The organism is Gluconobacter wancherniae NBRC 103581 (assembly GCF_007988885.1).
GTDB classification, from domain to species: domain Bacteria; phylum Pseudomonadota; class Alphaproteobacteria; order Acetobacterales; family Acetobacteraceae; genus Gluconobacter; species Gluconobacter wancherniae.
On record NZ_BJUZ01000002.1, the window covers coordinates 648,614 to 667,552 of the forward strand.

At 57.2% G+C, this 18,939-nt stretch carries 12 protein-coding genes; 4 read left to right on the forward strand and 8 right to left on the reverse strand.

The window, feature by feature from the left end:
• Positions 1-34: 34 nt before the first annotated feature.
• Genes GWA01_RS10085 through GWA01_RS10100 form a run of 4 tightly spaced genes read right to left on the reverse strand, consistent with a single transcriptional unit; the run spans position 35 to position 9,395 of the window.
• Positions 35-1,564, reverse strand: a complete 1,530-nt coding sequence (locus GWA01_RS10085; protein WP_146797239.1) for an efflux transporter outer membrane subunit — start codon at positions 1,562-1,564, stop codon at positions 35-37.
• Positions 1,564-4,842, reverse strand: coding sequence for an efflux RND transporter permease subunit (locus GWA01_RS10090; RefSeq protein ID WP_146797242.1), 3,279 nt, complete (start codon positions 4,840-4,842; stop codon positions 1,564-1,566). Before GWA01_RS10090 ends, GWA01_RS10085 begins: the two co-directional genes overlap by 1 nt.
• Complete coding sequence (locus GWA01_RS10095; protein ID WP_146797245.1) at positions 4,839-8,021, reverse strand: efflux RND transporter permease subunit; 3,183 nt, start codon at positions 8,019-8,021, stop codon at positions 4,839-4,841. The genes GWA01_RS10090 and GWA01_RS10095 overlap by 4 nt, the downstream gene beginning before the upstream one ends.
• A 24-nt stretch (positions 8,022-8,045) precedes the next feature.
• A complete protein-coding gene (locus tag GWA01_RS10100) occupies positions 8,046-9,395 on the reverse strand; it encodes an efflux RND transporter periplasmic adaptor subunit (RefSeq protein WP_146797248.1) in 1,350 nt (449 codons plus the stop codon).
• A gap of 281 nt (positions 9,396-9,676) precedes the next feature.
• Here GWA01_RS10100 and GWA01_RS10105 point away from each other — a divergent pair, with 281 nt between their 5' ends.
• The 4 genes from GWA01_RS10105 (at position 9,677) to GWA01_RS10120 (ending at position 12,494) form a co-directional block, all read left to right on the forward strand.
• On the forward strand, positions 9,677-9,967 hold the full coding sequence (locus tag GWA01_RS10105; protein WP_146797250.1) for a CsbD family protein: 291 nt from the start codon (positions 9,677-9,679) through the stop codon (positions 9,965-9,967).
• Positions 9,968-10,032: 65 nt separating this feature from the next.
• Positions 10,033-10,665, forward strand: coding sequence for a DUF4339 domain-containing protein (locus tag GWA01_RS10110; RefSeq protein ID WP_146797253.1), 633 nt, complete (start codon positions 10,033-10,035; stop codon positions 10,663-10,665).
• Between the two features lie 123 nt (positions 10,666-10,788).
• On the forward strand, positions 10,789-11,412 hold the full coding sequence (locus GWA01_RS10115) for a ribonuclease HII (RefSeq protein ID WP_146797257.1): 624 nt from the start codon (positions 10,789-10,791) through the stop codon (positions 11,410-11,412).
• Complete coding sequence (locus GWA01_RS10120; protein WP_146797260.1) at positions 11,409-12,494, forward strand: site-specific DNA-methyltransferase; 1,086 nt, start codon at positions 11,409-11,411, stop codon at positions 12,492-12,494. The genes GWA01_RS10115 and GWA01_RS10120 overlap by 4 nt, the downstream gene beginning before the upstream one ends.
• Before the next feature lie 84 nt (positions 12,495-12,578).
• On the opposite strand, the gene GWA01_RS10125 is transcribed toward GWA01_RS10120, so the two are convergent.
• From GWA01_RS10125 to GWA01_RS10140, 4 genes are read right to left on the reverse strand one after another with little or no spacing between them, the layout of a single operon-like run.
• On the reverse strand, positions 12,579-13,196 hold the full coding sequence (locus GWA01_RS10125; protein ID WP_146797263.1) for an ankyrin repeat domain-containing protein: 618 nt from the start codon (positions 13,194-13,196) through the stop codon (positions 12,579-12,581).
• Positions 13,197-13,235: 39 nt separating this feature from the next.
• The gene (locus GWA01_RS10130) at positions 13,236-15,275 is read right to left on the reverse strand and encodes a VWA domain-containing protein (RefSeq protein WP_146797266.1); all 2,040 of its coding nucleotides are present in this window, start codon (positions 15,273-15,275) and stop codon (positions 13,236-13,238) included.
• The gene (locus GWA01_RS10135; RefSeq protein ID WP_146797269.1) at positions 15,272-18,013 is read right to left on the reverse strand and encodes a DUF4159 domain-containing protein; all 2,742 of its coding nucleotides are present in this window, start codon (positions 18,011-18,013) and stop codon (positions 15,272-15,274) included. The genes GWA01_RS10130 and GWA01_RS10135 overlap by 4 nt, the downstream gene beginning before the upstream one ends.
• The gene (locus GWA01_RS10140; protein WP_146797272.1) at positions 18,010-18,936 is read right to left on the reverse strand and encodes a DUF58 domain-containing protein; all 927 of its coding nucleotides are present in this window, start codon (positions 18,934-18,936) and stop codon (positions 18,010-18,012) included. The genes GWA01_RS10135 and GWA01_RS10140 overlap by 4 nt, the downstream gene beginning before the upstream one ends.
• Positions 18,937-18,939: the final 3 nt, after the last annotated feature.

Below are 18,939 nucleotides of genomic sequence, written 5' to 3' on the forward strand. Positions count from 1 at the left end.
GGGCGGGGCCATCTGGCACCCGCCCTTTTTTTGTTCAGTTCTTGTCTTTTTGGATGAATGAAGGGAGCAGTGGATTGTCCGTCTGGAGCGAGGCCTTTGTAGGCAGTTCGCTAGAGTTCCAGCCGCCGCCCAGATCTGCGATCAGTTTTACTTCTGCAACCAGTCTCTGCTCTCGAATGGAAAGCTGGTTTTGTTCGTATTGAAGGGCGTTCTGCTGTGCTGTGATGACGGTTGTGTAGATTGCGGTACCAGCCAGATACTCGTTCATGGAGACCGTTACGGCCTGGTCAGCGCTCTGGACAGCCGCGTTTTGAAGGGCAAGCTGATCCTCAAGATATCGCAGATTGGACATCTGATCTTCGGTATCCTGCATGGCGCTCAGGACTGTCTGACGATATGTGGCGACAGCGTTGTCGTAGTCAGCTTCAGCTTCCCGGACAGCGGCGCTTCGTGCTCCACCGTTGAAGATCGTTTCTGAGGCACCGGCGCCGAGAGACCATGTGCGCGTGGCAGCCTGAATGAGTTGGCTCAGTGGGTTGCCGCTATAGCCATATGATGCGTCCAAAGTAAATTGTGGATAGAAAGCACCGATCTCGTATCCAATCTCGGCGTTGTAGCTTGCCATGTTGCGCTCTGCCTGCGCGACATCCGGGCGGCGTTCAAGCAGCATGGAAGGTACAGCGACTGGAGCAGGGGGGAGGCTTACCGGAAGCTTCGTGGCAGGAATCGTCAGAGCTGAAGGCGGGCGCCCTGTCAGAACAGCAATGGCGTGTTCGTATTGTGCACGTGCAATATGGGCGTTTGCTAGGCTTGCCTGAGTAGATTGCAGGAGGTAGCGCGCCTGTAGAACGCTGGTCGGATCTGCGACACCTGCGTCAAGTTGGTTTTGCAGTATTTTGAGATTGCGCTGATACAGGTTCACATTGCGTGCGTAGAGGTCGATCAGGCTATCCTGATAGAGTAGGCTGAAATAATCCGTTGCCAGTTCCGACTGATACGACAGGCGCATGTTTGCCACGATTGCGGCGCTGGCCTGTGCGGAGGTGACCTGCTCCTGAATCTGCCTGCGGATCATACCCCAGACGTCGACGGTCCAGCTTACTGAGGGGCCTGTAGTCCAAGTATTGGAGGTGTAGGAATGGCTGGTGGAATAGGTGAAGCCATTGGTGCTGTTCTGTGCGCTGCCTCCCTGGGCATTACGGGCAAAATCAAATTTTCCGCTCAGGGTGGGGAACAGCTGGGCACGCACGGAATCAATCATCGCACGTGATTTGCGGTATTGGGCTTCGTATTCTTTCAGGCTCTGATTTGATGTTGCTACCTGTTCCTCAAGACCGTTGAGGAACGGGTCATTGAAGATTTTCCACCAGTCGCCTTTGGGCATTGCAGCCACATCCGGACGCGCCTTCTGCCAACCAGGAGGCGGTGGAGCCTCTTTGAACTGTGGCGATATGATCGCTTGAGGGCGATGGTAATTCGGTCCGACCATGCAGCCCGACAGGAAGGGCAGGGCCGCCGCACCCAGCAGGAGAGTGCGCAGAGAAGTGTTGCGAAGGGCGGTCATCAGATTTCCGTTTCCCGGGGAGAAAGGTGAAGAGCGATGGCGAATTGTTGGCGGAGACGTTGAAGTGCCTTGCCGAAGCGATCGAGGTACAGGAACACGACTGGTGTGCTGTAGAGGGTCAGAAGCTGACTGACGATTAGTCCACCAAGGATCGAAATGCCGAGCGGACGACGCAGTTCGCAACCGTAGCCGTTGCCAATGATAAGCGGTACGGCGCCGAAAGCGGCGGCAAGAGACGTCATGAGGATCGGGCGGAAGCGCAGACGACTGGCCTCACGGATAGCTTCCGTTGCGGTTGCACCGTTGCGCTGTGCGACCATAGCGAAGTCGATCAGCATGATGGCGTTCTTCTTGACGATACCGATCAGCAGGATGACACCGATCATGGCAATGAGTGAGAATTCTTCACCGCAGACCTGAAGAGCCAGTAATGCCCCGACACCTGCTGAGGGCAGAGTAGAGAGGATTGTCAGGGGGTGGATCAGACTCTCATACAGGACGCCAAGTACAATGTAGACGGCGGCGAGGGCCGCAAGGATCAGGATGGGTTCGTCCCCCACAGATTTCTGGAATGCGGCAGCGTTGCCCGCGAACCCACCTTGAATGGTCCGCGGAACGTGCAGCTTGAGCAGAGCCTCCTGAACAGCACTGACGGCCGGGCCAAGGGCGGCGCCAGGGGCCAGGTTGAACGAAACCGTGGTGGCAACGAACTGTCCTTGATGGTTCACGGCCAGCGCAGCATTCGTTTTGTGCTGGAGTGAAACCACCGAGAGCGGGACCATAGTCTCCGCACTTGTTGTCACTGCCGCGCCGCTGGATGCGGATTTTCCGCCAGCCAGCGAGTTGGCGACCGAATTCTGATATGAGAGTTCGCTCTGAGAGAGTGTGGTGGCCGTGGTTGATGTGCGAACACGAATATTATTTGATGCGGTCCCACCTGCTGCCGTGCCACCTGAAACGCTGACCCACATCTGTTTCAGGGTCTCTGGATTGCTCCAGAACCGTGGGGCGGCTTCCATCACCACGCGATACTGGTTCAGGTTCCCATAGATGATGGACGCGGCACGCTGGCCAAAAGCATCATAGAGGGAATTGCTGACCAGCTGCGGGGTGACCAGATAACGGGCCTCCGTGTCCCGATCCAGACGAATGTCGACCATTTGGCCGCCCTCTTCGATATCCGACGTAACGTCCATCAATTGAGGCAAATGGGAGAGCGCGGTGACGATTTTGGGGGTCCACTCATAAAGCTCTTCAGCTGACGCCCCCTGAAGGGAGTACTGATATGCCCCATCGGAAGACCGTGCGCCCGTTCGAACGCTTCCCGGCGCCATGAGGCGCAGCTGTGCGCCCGGCACGTGGGAGAACTTCTGTGTAATTCGGCGAATTGTTGTTTCCAGGCTGTCCGTGCGCTCAGATTTTGGCTTCAGCGACACGAACATGTTCGCGGAGTTCGCTGCGCGGCCACCCAGTCCCCCCATTACACCGCGTACGTCAGGGTCGCTCGCGATGACTTTCTGTGCGCGGCTCGCGAGGTCTTGCAATGCATGGAATGAAATCGACTGATCTGTGACCAGTCGTCCCATGATCTGACCTGTATCCTCGGATGGGAAGAAGCCCTTGGGAAGCTTCACGAACAGAAAACCGGCGAGGACGAGCGTAGCGGGCAGGGAGAGTGCCACGAGGAAGCGGTGCTGCAATGACCAGTCCAGCGAACTTTCGTATCCCCTTGCAACGGCATCAATTGCCGCCTCAAGCTTGCGCCCAGTGCGGCTCCAGAAAGTATTGCTTTCTTCATCTGCATGTTTGAGCAGGTGTGCGCTGATCATTGGGGTCAATGTCAGGGAGAGCAGCATCGAAATGGCGAGGGTAATGACCATCGTGATTGCAAATTCGTGGAAGAGCCTGCCTGCAATACCGCCCATGAGGAGGATCGGGGTGAAGACCACGACGAGCGAAACGGTAATGGACACCACGGTGAATGCCACTTCGCTGGCTCCACGGATTGAGGCTTCCTCTCTCGAGTAACCCATCTCCATGTATCGTGTGATGTTTTCGAGAACGACGATTGCGTCATCCACAACGAAGCCCGTGGAGATTGTCAGGGCCATCAGTGACATGTTGTCGAGCTGGTAACCAAGAACAGCCATTGCCCCGAAAGTGCCTATGATTGAGACTGGGACAACGATGGCGGGCACGATGATAGCCCGCAGGCTCCGCAGGAAAAGAAGCACCACACCCACGACCAGTGCCACGGCAATGATAAGCGTCTGCTTGGTGTCATCGAGTGAGGCACGGATCGTAACCGAACGGTCGATCAGAACGCTCATATCCGTGTTGCCGGGAAGGGCTTCTTTTAACATCGGAAAGCGCGCGCGGATGCCATCAATCGTTTTGATGATATTGGCTCCGCCTTGCGAGAACACGGTACAGATAATGGCGCGCTGACCGTTGAGGAAGCCCGCCTGACGAAGGTCTTCAACGCTGTCATTGACTTCCGCCACGTCAGAAAGCCGCACGGGCTGGTTGTTGCGGTAGGCAATGATCAGATCACGGTAAGAAGCCGCTTTTGTAGCTTGATCGTTGGTCGAGAGTGTGAGGCGTGTGCCCTGTGCTTCGATAAAGCCCTTGGGCGTATGTGCGTTGGCTGAGGCGAGTGCTGCGCGGATGTCTTCGAAACCAATACCGTAGCGGAAGATACGCAGAGGATTAATCTCCACCCGCACGGCCGGGAGCGATGAGCCACGGATATCGACCTCACCCACGCCCTGAATCTGGCTCAGCTGTTGCACCAGCACGTTACTCGCGAAGTCGTAGAGCTGTTGAGGGGTGCGGGTTTTGGAGGTGAGAGTGACGGCGAGGATCGGTGGGCCGTTCGAGTTGGCTTTTTGATAGGTCGGATTAGCGCGGAGTGTAGTTGGCAGATCCTGACGTGCCGCCTGAAGAGCTGCTTCGACGTCTCGGGCAGCGCCATTGATGTCACGCGAAAGCTCGAACTGGAGCGTGATCCGCGTCTGGTTGACGGTAGACTGGGAGGTCATCTCCGTCAGGCCGGAAATAGCGCCCAGGTGACGTTCCAGAGGTTCGGCAATCGTGGCCGCGATCTCGGAAGGAGAACCACCGGGTTGGGTGGCCGTGACCACTATGACGGGAAAGTCCACGTTTGGAAGATCGGCAACAGGCAGGCTGAAATAGCCAAGAATGCCGCCGATCAATAACGCGACTGCCAGCAGGGTGGTGCCGACAGGGCGCAGGACGAAGAAGCGGATGGGGTTCACGGGGCTGTATGCTGTTCGCTGGAGACGCTGCTGTCGTTGCGGACACCCACGATGCCACGAACCTTTTTACCAACTTGATCCATGAAGAGGTAAATGACGGGTGTCGTGAACAGAGTCAGAAGCTGCGAGAGCAGCAGACCGAACACGATTGCCACACCAAGTGGACGGCGTAGTTCTGAACCCACACCATGACTGAGCATCAGGGGAAGGGCGCCGAAAAGTGCCGCAAGCGTTGTCATGAGGATTGGGCGAAAGCGTAGCAATGCTGCCTGTCTGATGGCCTCGAGCGGTGTATGTCCTTCAAGACGTTCGGCTTCGAGCGCGAAGTCGATCATCATGATGGCGTTCTTTTTCACGATACCGATCAGCAGGACGATGCCGATGATTCCCATGATGTCGAGGTCCATCCCGAAGAGATAGAGGCCGACGAGGGCTCCGATCGCTGCAGAAGGCAGGGTCGAGAGGATCGTGATCGGATGGATGAAGCTCTCATAGAGAATACCCAGCACGATATAGACGGCCACCACAGCAGCCAGGACCAGCCAGACTTCGTTGCCCAGTGACGAGCGGAAAGCCGCGGCTGTGCCCTGGAATGCGGTCTGGAATGCAGGCGGAAGATTTATCTGCTTTTCGACGCGTTCAATGGCATCCGTAGCCGCTCCCAGTGAGTAGCCGGGGCTTACGTTGAAGGAGACCGTTGTCGCCGGGAACTGACCAAAATGCGTGATCAGCAATGGTGACAGACTATGTGTTACAGTTGTGACCTGCTTTAGCGGAACCAGTCCGGATGTTGGCTGACGGGTCGGGCCCGACGTACTTCCGCCTGCAGATGATGAAATGCCAGGCAGGTAAAGCTGATCGAGCGCATTCAGGTTTGTCTGAAGTTTCGGATCTGCTTCTAGAATGACGCGGTACTGATTGGACTGTGTGTAAACAGTGGTGATCTGACGCTGGCCAAAGCTGTCATAGAGCAGGTTGTCCACGGTTTGCGGCGTGATGGAATACCGCGCGCCATTCGTGCGATCCAGAGATAGCATCGCCACCATGCCAGCAGCCTGTAGATCGGATGTAACATCCGAAAGGGCCGGCTCTTTGCGGAGCTCGTCTACAAACTTCGGAACCCAGGTCTTGAAGGTGTCATAATCCGGGTTTTCCAGCATGAACTGGTACTGCGTGGCCGCGATCGAGGAATCGAGCGACAGGTCTTGAATGGGCTGCACATAAAGATGTGCGCCAACCACCTGCTGCCCCTCGTCTGACAGGCGACGCAGGATGGTTGAAAGATCTGCAGAGCGCTGTGCGCGGGGCTTCAGATTGATCAGGAAACGGCCGACATTGAGTGTCATGTTCTGACCGTCAATGCCTACGAACGACGAAATACTGGCGACGTCCGGGTCCTTGAGGATGGCATCGCCAAGAGCTGCCTGTCGGTCCTTCATGCCTTCAAAAGAGATTGCCTGAGACATGACCGAAATGCCTTGAACCACGCCTGTATCCTGCGTTGGGAAAAAGCCTTTCGGAATGGTGATGGCGAGGACGGCAGTCAGTACGATTGTTGCCAGAGTTACCAGAAGCGTCAGGCCACGGAAGCGGAGCACGACATCAAGCCAGCGTCCGTAACCTGCAATCAGACCGTTTATCGCAGCTTCGGTAGCGTTGGAGAAGTGGCCCCAGAAGCCGTTCTTTTTTGATGGTGCATGCGTGTCCGTCAGCATACGGGCGCACATCATCGGAACCAGAGTGATTGACACGATGGCGGAAAGAACGATCGTGATGGCCAGTGTCATCGCGAATTCGTGGAACAGGCGCCCGACGACATCCTTCATGAACAGCAGCGGGATGAGAACAGCAATGAGCGAGACAGTCAGCGAGATAATCGTGAACCCGATCTCGCCAGCGCCCTTCAATGCTGCCGTGTAACGATCCTCACCAGCTTCCACGTAACGGGCAATGTTCTCAATGACCACGATTGCGTCATCGACGACAAAGCCTGTCGCGATGGTCAGGGACATGAGCGAGAGGTTATCGAGCGAGAAGCCCAGCAGATACATCGCCGCCAGTGTGCCGATCAGGGAAAGCGGAACAGACAGGCTTGGAATGATCGTGGCGGGCACATTGCGCAGGAATACGAAAATGACGCCCACGACCAGCAGCATGGCCAGTCCGAGTTCGAATTCGACATCCTCGACTGACGCGCGAATGGTTGTCGTACGATCCGTGAGGGGGGTGATGTCGATCCCAGGAGGCAGGTCGCGGCGCAGTTGCGGAAGGACGGCGAGGACGTTGTCCACAACGCCGATGACGTTTGCGCCGGGCTGGCGTTGTACATTCAGGATCAGCGCGGGCGTTCTGTTGGACCATGCCGCGAGTTGTGCGTTCTCAGCGCCCTCCACCACAACAGCCACATCGCGCAGGCGGATTGGGCCGTTGTTCTGGTAGGCGATGACCTGATTCATCAACTGGTCAACGGACTGGATCTGGCCATCAATGCGTAGTGAGGTCGAGCGCTTGGGGCCGTCGAATGTACCAGTCGGGGAGTTGACGTTAACGGTACCGATGATGGTTCGCAGCGTGTCGATTGCGATGCCGTATGAGGTCAGCTTCGGGATGTTGACCTGAATACGGTACGCCTTGCGATTTCCACCTGAGAGCGTGACGAGACCGACACCGGAAATCTGACTGATCTTCTGCTCAAGGCGTGTGTTGACGTAGTCTTCGACTTCCGGAAGCGGAAGGGTTTTGGACGTGATGCCAAGTGTCAGAACCGGTGTGTCAGCAGGGTTCACCTTGGCGTAGATTGGAGGCGCGGGCAGATCCGTTGGAAGCAGGGAGTTGGCGTTGTTGATCGCAGCCTGAACCTCTTGCTCGGCCACGTCCATGGACATGTCCAGACCAAAGCGCAGCGTGACCACCGAAGCGCCGCCCGATGACTGGGACGTCATCTGGTCGAGGCCAGCCATCTGCCCAAGCTGCGTTTCCAGGGGGGCTGTGACGGACGTTGTCATCACGTCCGGACCCGCTCCCGGGTAAAAGGTGGAGACGGTAATCGTCGGGTATTCGACCTGCGGCAAAGCCGAGATCGGCAGGAAATGATAGCCGAGCAGACCACTCAGCAGGATGGCGAGCATCAGGAGGCTGGTAGCCACCGGACGCTCGATGAACAGGCGGGACGGATTCACGGTCTTGCTGTTCCCTGTGGGCGATCAGTGTTTATCGGAAGTTGAGGCAGGGTCGTTGCTCTTGGCCGTTGCATCTGCGCTTTGCTGACCATTACGGTCCTTGCGATGCTGGCGGCCTGTGGCAGCGCTCTGCTCGGATGTGCTTGCAGCGGCGTTTGTATCGGGGATCGATACCTTCGCGCCGGGCCGCAGATGGCTGACGCCATCGGTCACGACGCGGTCACCGAGGCTGACACCAGAAAGAATTACAGCATCTGAATCGTTGGTGGCGCCAACCTTCACGGGAACGTCCGCAACTGTCATGTCTGGCTTCACAACATACAGGAACTGCCCGTCCGGGCCGGTTTGCAATGCATTGCCAGGTACCAGAAGGACGTTTTGCAGTGTGTTGACCAGCAGATGCGCGTTTACAAACTGGTTCGGGAAGAGCGTCTCGTCTTCGTTGGTGAAGATAGCACGCATACGGACGGTACCGGTGGCTGTATCAATCTGGCTGTCCAGTGCCTTGACGGTGCCGCTTGCGATCTTCTGTGTGTCCTCACTGTTCCAGGCTTCGACGTTCAGGCTGCCGCTTGCGCGGAGGTGCTCTGCAACAGAGCCAAGCTGGTTCTGCGGGACGGTGAAGATAACCGAAATCGGTTGCATCTGGGTGAGTGTCGTCAGACCACCGGACTGTCCAGCCGTTACGTAGTTGCCCATATCCAGCGCGCGGATGCCGACGCGGCCTTCCACGGGTGCGATAATATGGCAGTACATGACGTTCAGCTGGGCATTGCGAACGTTGGCTTCGTCAAATTTCACCTGGCCTTCAAGCTGCTGAACCGTGAATTCCTGATCCCGCGCGGTCATGGCGGATGTGGAATCCTGGCGAATCAGGCGTTGATAGCGAGCGTTGTCCACCCGAGCTTTTTCAAGCTGTGCACGATCAGCGGCCAGCGTACCTTCATACTGTGCGAGCGTTGCTTCGTATGGGCGGGGATCGATGAGTTCAAGCTCGTCTCCGGCATGCACGTGCTGACCTTCCTGATAATAAACTTTCAGGATGTGGCCGCTGACGCGCGGCGTAACCGTTACGTTCGTTACAGGAACGACGGTGCCGATCAGATGGAGAATGACCGGCATATCGCCCGTACGGACCGTGGCGACCGCTACAGGCTGGACGTCGCCTGCGCCAGCAGTCTGCGCATGCCGACGGCCAGTGCCTTTGTTCTGACCTGAATGAGGGCGCAGAATGGCAAAGGCGATCAGCAATGCCACGAGGGCAGCAATGCCGATGACAATCCATTTTCCACGGGATCGCCGGGGAGGAGGCGCTCCTGTCGTATGAGTGTTGCCATCAAGGCGGTCGTTTGAGCCGGCCGTCTGATCGTTCATGTTCGTTCCGTCTTTCCCGTGCACCAATGTGGCGCGTATCCCGCGATGCGCCCTTTTAACCTTATTCTATAAGCGAGGGATTTCGTTCTCGCCATGACGGGACCTTAAATCCTGTTCAGTTTTAGCAACGAATGACAGCAGATTTCATTTTGAGACGTGCTGTTACGTTGATTCAGCCCCTTGCGGGGGCGGTCAGGAAATATCATATCGCCTTGGAACTAGGCACCTGTCGTTCCGTTAGGGATCAGACAGAGGCACAAAGAGATTGCAGGAGAATTATCATGGCCGACACAACCACCATCAAGGCTGAAGGTCTCCTCGACGAAGCCAAGGGTAAACTGAAAGATGGTTTCGGTGGCCTGACTGGCGACGCGTCGACTCAGGCTGAAGGAAAATTTGACCAGCTTTCCGGCATGGCTCAGCAGGAATTCGCTGATCTTTATGATGAAAGCGAAACAAAGCTCGAGGCAGCAACGGCATTCGTTCAGGACCGCCCCCTGATTTCTCTTGCGATCGCGACGTTTGTCGGTGCTCTGATTGGCGCATTGTTCTTCGGACGCCGCAGTTCCTGATCCATCGCACCTAACAGCGATGATGTGCTAAGAAGCCTCCTGGGATACTCCGGGAGGCTTTTTTTATGGAATGGTTCTACGAGGATAACGGTCGGCAGGCAGGCCCTGTGTCACGTGCCGAGATCCTGCGTCTGATCCTTCAGAAACGGATAAATCCGGAGACGCTTGTCTGGACTGCGGCGTTCGGTAATGAGTGGAAGCAGGCATCTCAGGCAGGGCTGGTCTCGACCGTGACCGGGCTTGTGCGCCCGTCAGCAGGAATTGGCTCTCACTGGGCCTGGGTTGCTCTGGCTGCGCCATTCGCCATCGACTGGCTGACGCTAGCTATACTTGAATTTCGCCATCTGCCTGCAGATAAGTGGGGCGCTCCCCTGAACACTGTCATGTTGCTGCACATGGGTGTGTTTTTTACAGCATTGCTTCTGGATCGAAACGCGGTTCGTGAGGGCGGGGTTAAGCCGCCAAGCTTCTGGTGGTGGCTGTTCATGCCGGGTTATTTCTGGGTGCGTATGCGTCGGACCGGGCATGGGAAAGTGCTTTTTGCCATGAGTATCGCGTTGCGCCTCCTCGATATCGGCATAGGCATTGTTGAGATGCCAAAAATTCGTCAGGAAATTTCCCATTCAGTACATTCGCAGCAGGAGCCGCAGAAGAGTGGGGGAAACGACTCTCAAGAAAGCGATAACGAAGAAATCTAAACGCTTCTTGACAACGTAATTCGACCTAAATGTCATTTTTGGGCTTCCCTTTCGAGTCGCGTTGATTCAAAACCGATTCGGCCACCATCACGTGGGCCAGATCGGCCAGGGAGCGAACTGAAAATGCCAGACTATGCTCTCGAAGCCGCACATGGTGGTCTCGTTGCAGGAATCGACGAAGTGGGGCGTGGTCCGCTGGCAGGGCCGGTTGTCGCGGCAGCTGTCGCTTTCACCAAACCGCCTTCAGAATTACTTGCAGCGTTGCTTGATGATTCCAAGAAACTTACAGCTCGTCGCCGTAAGGTCGCATTCGCGGCGTTGATGAACGCGCCAGATATTCTGATCGGTATCGGAGCAGCTTCCGTTTCGGAAATAGAACAAATAAATATCTCACAGGCCTGCTATCTGGCGATGAGGCGGGCGCTCGAAAGGCTCGATCCCCAGCCGGATCTGGCTCTGGTCGATGGCAAGCACGCCCCAAGGCTCCCATGCCCGCTGAAAATGGTGATTGGCGGGGACGGCGTGAGCCTCTCGATTGCGGCGGCTTCCATCGTGGCAAAAGTGACCCGTGACCGTCTCATGGAGCGTCTTGCCGTTCGGCATGCCGCATACGGATGGGAGCGCAACGCTGGATATGGCACCGCGGCACATTTTCAGGGCCTGAGAACACAGGGCGTTACGCCTCATCATCGACGTGCATTCGCACCCATTAAAAATATGATCGCAGCAGAGGCACACGCAGCATGATTGGCGCACTTCCCATCGACCAGATTCTGCGTGGTGAATGCATCGAGACCATGAAAACACTGCCAGACGGCAGTGTGGACTGTATTTTCGCTGATCCTCCGTACAATCTTCAGTTGCGTGGAGAACTCCGCCGGCCGGATGAAACTGTCGTCGATGGCGTTGATGACGCCTGGGACAAGTTTGACGACTATGCGACGTATGACAATTTTACGCGTGAATGGCTGACAGAAGCACGCCGGATCCTGCACAAAGACGGCACGATCTGGGTGATCGGCTCTTACCATAACGTGTTCCGTCTGGGCGCGATCATGCAGGATCTTGGGTTCTGGATCCTTAATGACATCGTGTGGCGTAAATCCAACCCGATGCCGAATTTCAGGGGCCGTCGTTTTACGAATGCTCATGAAACGCTGATCTGGGCGTCACGTAGCCCTCAGAGCCGTTATCGTTTCAATTATCAGGCCATGAAGGCGCTGAACGACGATCTTCAGATGCGTTCCGACTGGTACCTGCCGCTATGCACGGGCAACGAACGTCTGCGAAACGAGCATGGTTTAAAGCTGCACCCGACACAGAAGCCTGAAAGTCTGTTGCATCGCGTTCTAGTGGCTTCGACCAATGCAGAAGATCTTGTTCTGGATCCTTTCTGTGGAAGCGGCACCACAGCTGCGATGGCGAAACGGCTTGGACGCAGGTTTATAGCGATTGAGCGCCATCCTGATTATGTGGATGCAGCGCGTGCGCGTGTTGAGAGGGAGGTGCGTCTTTCCTCGGATGAACTGGCCATCACCCCTGCAAAGCGTGAACTGCCGCGCATTCCTTTCGGCAGCTTTGTCGAAACGGGGGCATTGCCGGCGGGTACAAAGCTGTTTGATCGCCAGAAACGTCTGAGTGCAACGGTCACGCCTGATGGAACGCTGGTTTCCGGCAAGCAGCGGGGATCCATTCATAAGCTTGGTGCACTGTTGACGAATGCGCCGTCCTGTAATGGCTGGACGTTCTGGTATTTTGAGCGTGATGGTGAAGTTGTGCCGTTGGATGTGCTGCGTCAGGAAAATGTCGCCCTGCGTAACGCAGGATAATACGGGCTGCTCTCGGCCCAGACGCTACTGTGAAATCTTGGTGAAAAAGCGTGTCTCTGTCTGATCCAGAGGCACGCTTTTCTTTTAATGCGCTGCGAATCCGAGGAAACCCTCGGCCGTGTTGGCTGTGCCGCCATGTGTATCGAATTTTGCCGCAGGCTTCGTTGCTTTGGTGGCAGCGTGACCGCCAATGGTCAGATGGCCGCTGCCGTTCTTCATTTCGACACCGCTATCTGAAACGTTGGCGCTGTCGAGGCGGCCATCAGAATTGTATGTGCGCATGGAGAGCAGCAGAAACATGATGTCGCTGCGGTTGAGGTCGATCGCCATGTCGAGCGGGGTCTGATCGAGAACGTTATGGGCGTTCATGTCTGCGCCGCGGTTCAGGGATTCTCTGGCTGCGTTAAGTGACCCCCGGTTGATCGCGTCAAAAAGTGCGACTGTCGGGTTTACGTCCACGCGGGAGTGACCTGTATCGTCTTCGCTGGACTGCGCGCCTGGAAGCGCTGTTGGTGCCGCTGCACGTTGTGCTGCTTTGCGGGCTTCTGCTTTTTTCTGGGCCTCTTCGGCTTCCTGTTCAGCCTCTGCGTCATCAGCATCCTGCGCATGAGCAGCATGCCAGGGCATGAGAACGAGTGGTGTCGCTGCAAGTGCAGCGATCAGCATCAGGCGGGGCAGGTGCAGGGAGGGGAGCAGTCGCATTCAGACAATATAATGCGATCTGCGTCCGTGTGCGAGTCTCTACCGGCCCTCGCGCCACCATCCGAGCGCAAGAAATGCAAGAGCGAGCACAAGCGCGAACCACGCCGGCACCAGATCGCTTGTTCTTGTCTCTCCTGAGACGGCAGCGTGCGTGATTGGCAGGCCGATCCAGTCGCTGCCTGAGAGAACATTACCAGCTTCCACCTGACGCAGGTGCGGCGTGTTCTGTGCGATCCAGTCGGTGGCACCTCCCGATGCCTGAGCCAGTCCGGACATGACTGTTGCCGTCGCGCGAAGATCCTGTCGCTCCAGGGCGTCGCGTGTGACGGGACTTGCAAATGCGACCAGACCATCTTGTCGTATGGTCCAGATTCCACCAGCAGGAGCTGTCATCTCTCCGTGCCAGAGTCCATTACCGCCACGCATGGTAAGTGGAATTCTGGAGCCGTCTGGTGAAGTGACCATTGCCTGAGCAGAGGCTGTCTGGCCTGCGGCATGTCGTTCAACGGTCAATTGTCCGTCTTCTATACGTGCTGTCAGGCGGTTTTCCTCCAGCTCTGGTTCTTTCATGAGCCAGTGTGAGAGGCGGCGTAAGAGTTCAGCCTGTGGGCCTCCGCCGCCCTCGCCACGAGACCAGAGCCAGAGCTGATCAGACAGTAACATGGCAACGCGGCCATGCTGCACATGATCCAGAAGCAGAAGAGGCGATCCGTCTGGTCCATTCATCAGGTCTTCGCCATGTGACTGATCAGTGTGCAAAGCACGATACCAAGGGCCCCAGTCTGTGTTGAGTCCAGCCGTGACGGGATGTGTTTTGCCGAGAGCTGTAAGCGTGGGACGGAATGCCTGAACCATGACGCCATTTTCCGGGACATGTGCCGGAAATACCTGCGAAAGGGGTGTATCCTGAAGTGTACCGTCCTTGACGAATTCTGGTCCGGCAGTGAGCAGCAGACCGCCGCCGTTGCGAACGTAATCAGCAATATTGGTTAGATATTCTTCAGGTAGAATATTGCTGTTCTGGAAGCCGTCCAAAATGATCAGATCGAAGCTGCGAATTTTCTCCTGAAAAAGCTCTCGGATTGGAAAGGGGATCAGCGCCAGATCTGATAGTGGGGTGTTGTCGTCCGTATTGGGTGAACGAAGAATTGTGAAATGGACCAGATCAACGGACGGATCGGCCTTTAGCAGGCGCCGCCATACGCGTTCACCCTGATTGGGCACACCTGAGACAAGCAGAACACGGAGCCGGTCCCGCACGCCACGGATGCGGACAACAGCGGAGTTGTTCAGGTCCGATGATTCGCCACTCAGCGGTGATACGGACAGGCCGAGCAGCGTTTCACCTGGCTGACGAACAGTAACTTTGATGTCCTGCGGCTGCCCCGTGATAATTTCTTTTGTTGTGGGTGTTGACTCGCCGGAACGGACGGTCAGGGTTGCGTGTTCACCGGCGGCAGCGCCGAGGTCATCAACCTGCACGCGAACAGTCGCATCCTGTCCTACGATTGCGTAGGGAGGGGTGCTGAGGATTTTCAGGCGGCGGTCATGTTCTTCGCCCCGTGCTCCGAGAAGCAGATGCAAAGGCAGGGGTTTGCCGTCGGCGCTATGGAAGCGTGCAGGCAGACTTGCTGGTGTATCATGGTCCATGCCGTCCGTGAGAACGATCGCTCCGGCAAAACGCCCCTGAGGAATGTCAGCCTGATTTATGGCATTAAACAGACGTGTGCCATGACCGTCACCGCCGGGCACATCCACACGATGAAGGGTCAGACCAGGAAGACGCTCTGCTTCGGCGGTCAGACTCTTTGCGGCACGCTCCACAATGGCAGCGCGGTCTTGTACCTCCATAGACGATGAATGGTCGACGACGAGGAGTGCGTCCTGTGGAACGGGGCGCATCACCGGATGAACGCTTCTGGGGCCGGATAGCCATGCAATCATGACGAGGACTGCGAGGCCGCGCCACAGAAGTCCTCGTGCTCCGCGGATCATTCCATAGACCGTGCCAAGGAAAACGATGGCGGTGATTATGCCCAGAATCCAAAGCGGGAGGGCGGGCGCAAAATCAATGCTCATGGTGCGTCCTCCTCATCCTGATCGGTCGTTGGACCGGAGCTTTCAGGTGTTGCCCCTCCGCCGAGACGCCGGAGCATTTCCGGGTAATGAGCCTGATCGCTCTTGTAGTTCCCAGTCAGGGCATAAAGGACCATGTTCATGCCAAAGCGGTATGCCTGCGTGCGTTGGTCTTCACCTCCGGGCACAACGGCAAAAGGCGTGCCGCCTGAGGAGTCCACCGCCCAAGCATGTGCCCAGTCGGAGCTTCCGATAATGACTGGGCTCACATCATCGTTGGATTCGTCCCCATTGCGGGCGACGTAGACAGGTTGCCCGGCAAGGCGTCCCTGGAAGCCGTGGAGCAGGTAGAATGTATGTGCCAGAACGTGTTTGTCCGTCAGTTTTGCGAGGGGCGGGATGGTCAGGCCGTCGGTAACACGCTGAAGGGCTGCCTTGACGGCTGCCCCCGATCCGCCGTCGATATCACTGCCTGCGCCCTGTTCGTCGATCAGGATGATCCCGCCATGTTCCATGTAAGCGTTGAGGGCTTTAGTCCGAACGGGATCGGCCTGCGCATCTGCTGTGATGGGCCAGTACAGGAACGGGTAGAATGCAAGATCGTCTTTGCCCGGCACAACGCCATCTGGCTTTCCGAGCAGGGCTGAGCTGCGAGCACTGACATAGTCTGATAAACCCTGAAGGCCTTCGCGAGACACATTATCCACATCCTCATGTCCTGTAAGGACATAGGCCAGTCGTGTTTCAAGGGCGGCCTGCGGGACTTTGGACGTAGGGGTGCTCTGTGCTGATGCGCCTGCAATCGACGTGGCGCCAATTATCAGAACTGCGGCTATTGGGCCGAGTAGCCCACGCCTTTTGAGAGAGAGCAGTAGGTCCAGCATCAGGAGCAGGAGACCTGCTGCCATGAGCCATGGGCCAAACGGATGATCGGTCTGGGCACCATTCGGGTTTAGCAATTTTCCGAGCAGCCGTTCTTCTTTGAGTGGCGCCATGGTTTGAGCAAGATTCAGGGCCCGTGTGCCATGTGCGGGACCGTATAGTCCTGCCGGATGAGTGACGTTAACCATCGTGTTGGCAAGTGCATCGGCTCGTATCGCGCGGGCGGCCTGAGGTGGAGGCGCGAGTGTTCCGTCAATGGAAAGTGCCCGCCATGGTGCGAGTTCCGCTGGGCCATTGCCAGAAACACCTGCAGAACGCTCGATCAGTCGTTCCAGCATTTGCGGGAACAGTCCTGAGAGGGGCAGGTTGGACCAGTCAGGGGAGGCCGTTATGTGGAACAGAACGATTTCACCATTGCCCTCACTCCGAGCGGTGACCAGTGGGGTTCCGTCAGTCAGGGCAGCCCAGACGTGTTCGTCGAGACCCGTTTCCGGACGCGCCAGAACCTGACGGGACACCGTAACTTCAGCAGGTGGAGTGAGACCTGCAAAGGGGGACTGGTCTGCAAAGGGGGCAAGCTTCTGTGGTGCTCCCCAAGACATGGGGCCGCCGAGCTGGCGCATTCCGCTCATCAGCTTGACGGGCAGTAGTGGGTCGGGTGCAGCGTCAGGAGCGTTGGTTGCTTCAGGCGACTGGGCGGCCGCAAGACCCGCTCCCGCGAAGCGCACAAGCATACCACCATGTCGAACCCATGCCAGAACGCGAGCACGGGTTTGATCGCCCGAGAGTGCGCCGTCTGGAGCAATGAGCACTGAGAGGGGAGCTCCCAGCAGTGCTGGGGCATCGCCTGAATGAAGTTCGGCAATGGGGCTGAGAGCACGATTCAGAAAGAAAGCCGATCCGACCAGCGGCGTGCTGTCACCGGGTGTCTGTAATACGCCAACTGGCCGACGCTGGTCGGCTTCACCCATAAGGTGTGTAGTGGCGGGGCCGGGCAGCCCTTCGATTGAAAGGCGATCCAACTGGTTGCGTAAAAGAGCTGGTAGCGAAACAGGCTGTTCCTTGCCGACCGTAAATGGATAGGCTGCGAGGGTGCCGCCATTTGCTGACACGGCTCTGAGCATAACATTTCGTCCATTACAGCCAAGGCTGTCCACGCGGGCATGGAGTGCTCCGTCAGCGCCGTTACTGGCGTTCAGAAGTAGGACGTCACAGCCGTTCCAGCGCATGTCCTGCGTGATGGCTGCTTTCGTGACGACATTTTGCAGGTCATCATCGGACTGGGTGGCAAGGCCGTCAGACAATATAAGGAGCCTGCTCCGGGATAATTCGGGCAGGTTGCGAAGGAGGTTTGCAAGTGCAGTACGATCAACAGGCCAAGGTTGTGGTCTGAGGCGCGCTATATGCTCTGAAAGGGCATGGGGATCATGGGTTGTGAAAGGCTCGGGCATCGAACCGTCAGGCGCACGTGCCGCATGGAGTAAGGTTACATTACTCCCGTTACGGAGAGTGGGTTGTGCAGATGCCAGAGCGGCTGAAATCCGTTCATTCCAATGGGGCATTGCGGCCCAGCCATCGTCCAGCACCAGGACAAGAGGCAAGTTGCCCGTTTCGGGATCTCGCGCAATCAGGACAGGCCGTGCCAGACCGATAATGAGGAGGGCCACCGCGGCTACTCTGAGTAGGAGGAGCCATAGGGGGGAACGTGCAGCATCTTCCTGACGGGCCGTCAGACGCTTCAGAATGATCAGGGACGGGAAGCTGCGTTCCTGCGGAGAGGGTGGCGTAGCGCGTACCAGCCACCAGATGGCAGGCAGAGCCAGAAGACCAAGAAGTAAAATCGGGGCGAGCAGGATCATCGGCGGCTTCCCATCGCCATGACGAGAGCAAGAAGGGCGGGTAGTGGGTCCTGCCCGGTGGTGTGGATAATGCAGTCTGCCTGAACGGATGCAGCATTTCCGATCAGGGAATCGAGATGGTTTTGCATGATACGATCGTAGTGGGCGTCGAGCGTCTCAACGGCAGGAAGGGTCAGGACACCGCCTTCAAGCCCTTCGAAGCGGATACGTCCTGCGTAGGGGAGTGCTCGCTCTGCAGGATCTAGGATGCACAGCATATGCACGCGAACGGGCCGCCCTGCGCATTGCTTCAGGAGTGCGTCAATACGCTTTTCTTCCCACAGAAAATCCGAGACGATGACCAGATCTGCGTTGTTCGGTACGCGGAGAATATCTGGAAGCTCGTCATCGTGTTCTGATGGATGCAGAAGAGCTTCCCCAAGACGTGGCAAAACATGCCGCCCAGCGAAAGTACGACCGGCTTCAGGGCCTGTGAGCAGCCCAACCCGCTCTCCGCCACGAAGGGCGGACGATGCCAGCGCTAACGTAGAGAGCTGCGCCTGCTCACGTTTAGTCGGAAGGGAAGTGGAGGAGCGCCAGTTCATTGAGGCGGAGGGGTCACACCATAGCAGAAGCGACTGTGCGTTTTCGCGCTCGCGCTCCCGGACCCAGTATGTCTGGTCGATTGGTGCCCGGGCAGATTGACGCCAGTCAATCGACGTAGCCGGCTCACCGGCGCGATATTGCCGGAACTGCCAGAAATCCTCACCCGCGCCAGAACGTCTGCGGCCATGCACGCCTGCATACAGGCCTGTCGCGATTTTCTCGGCGGCAAGCAGTAGGTCGGGCAATGGCAGCGTCTCTGCTGGCGCAACCATGGCATCTGCAACAGTGTCGTTGCGACGGCCAAACAGGCCACGAAGCGTCTCGGTTGGGCTTTTCACGAT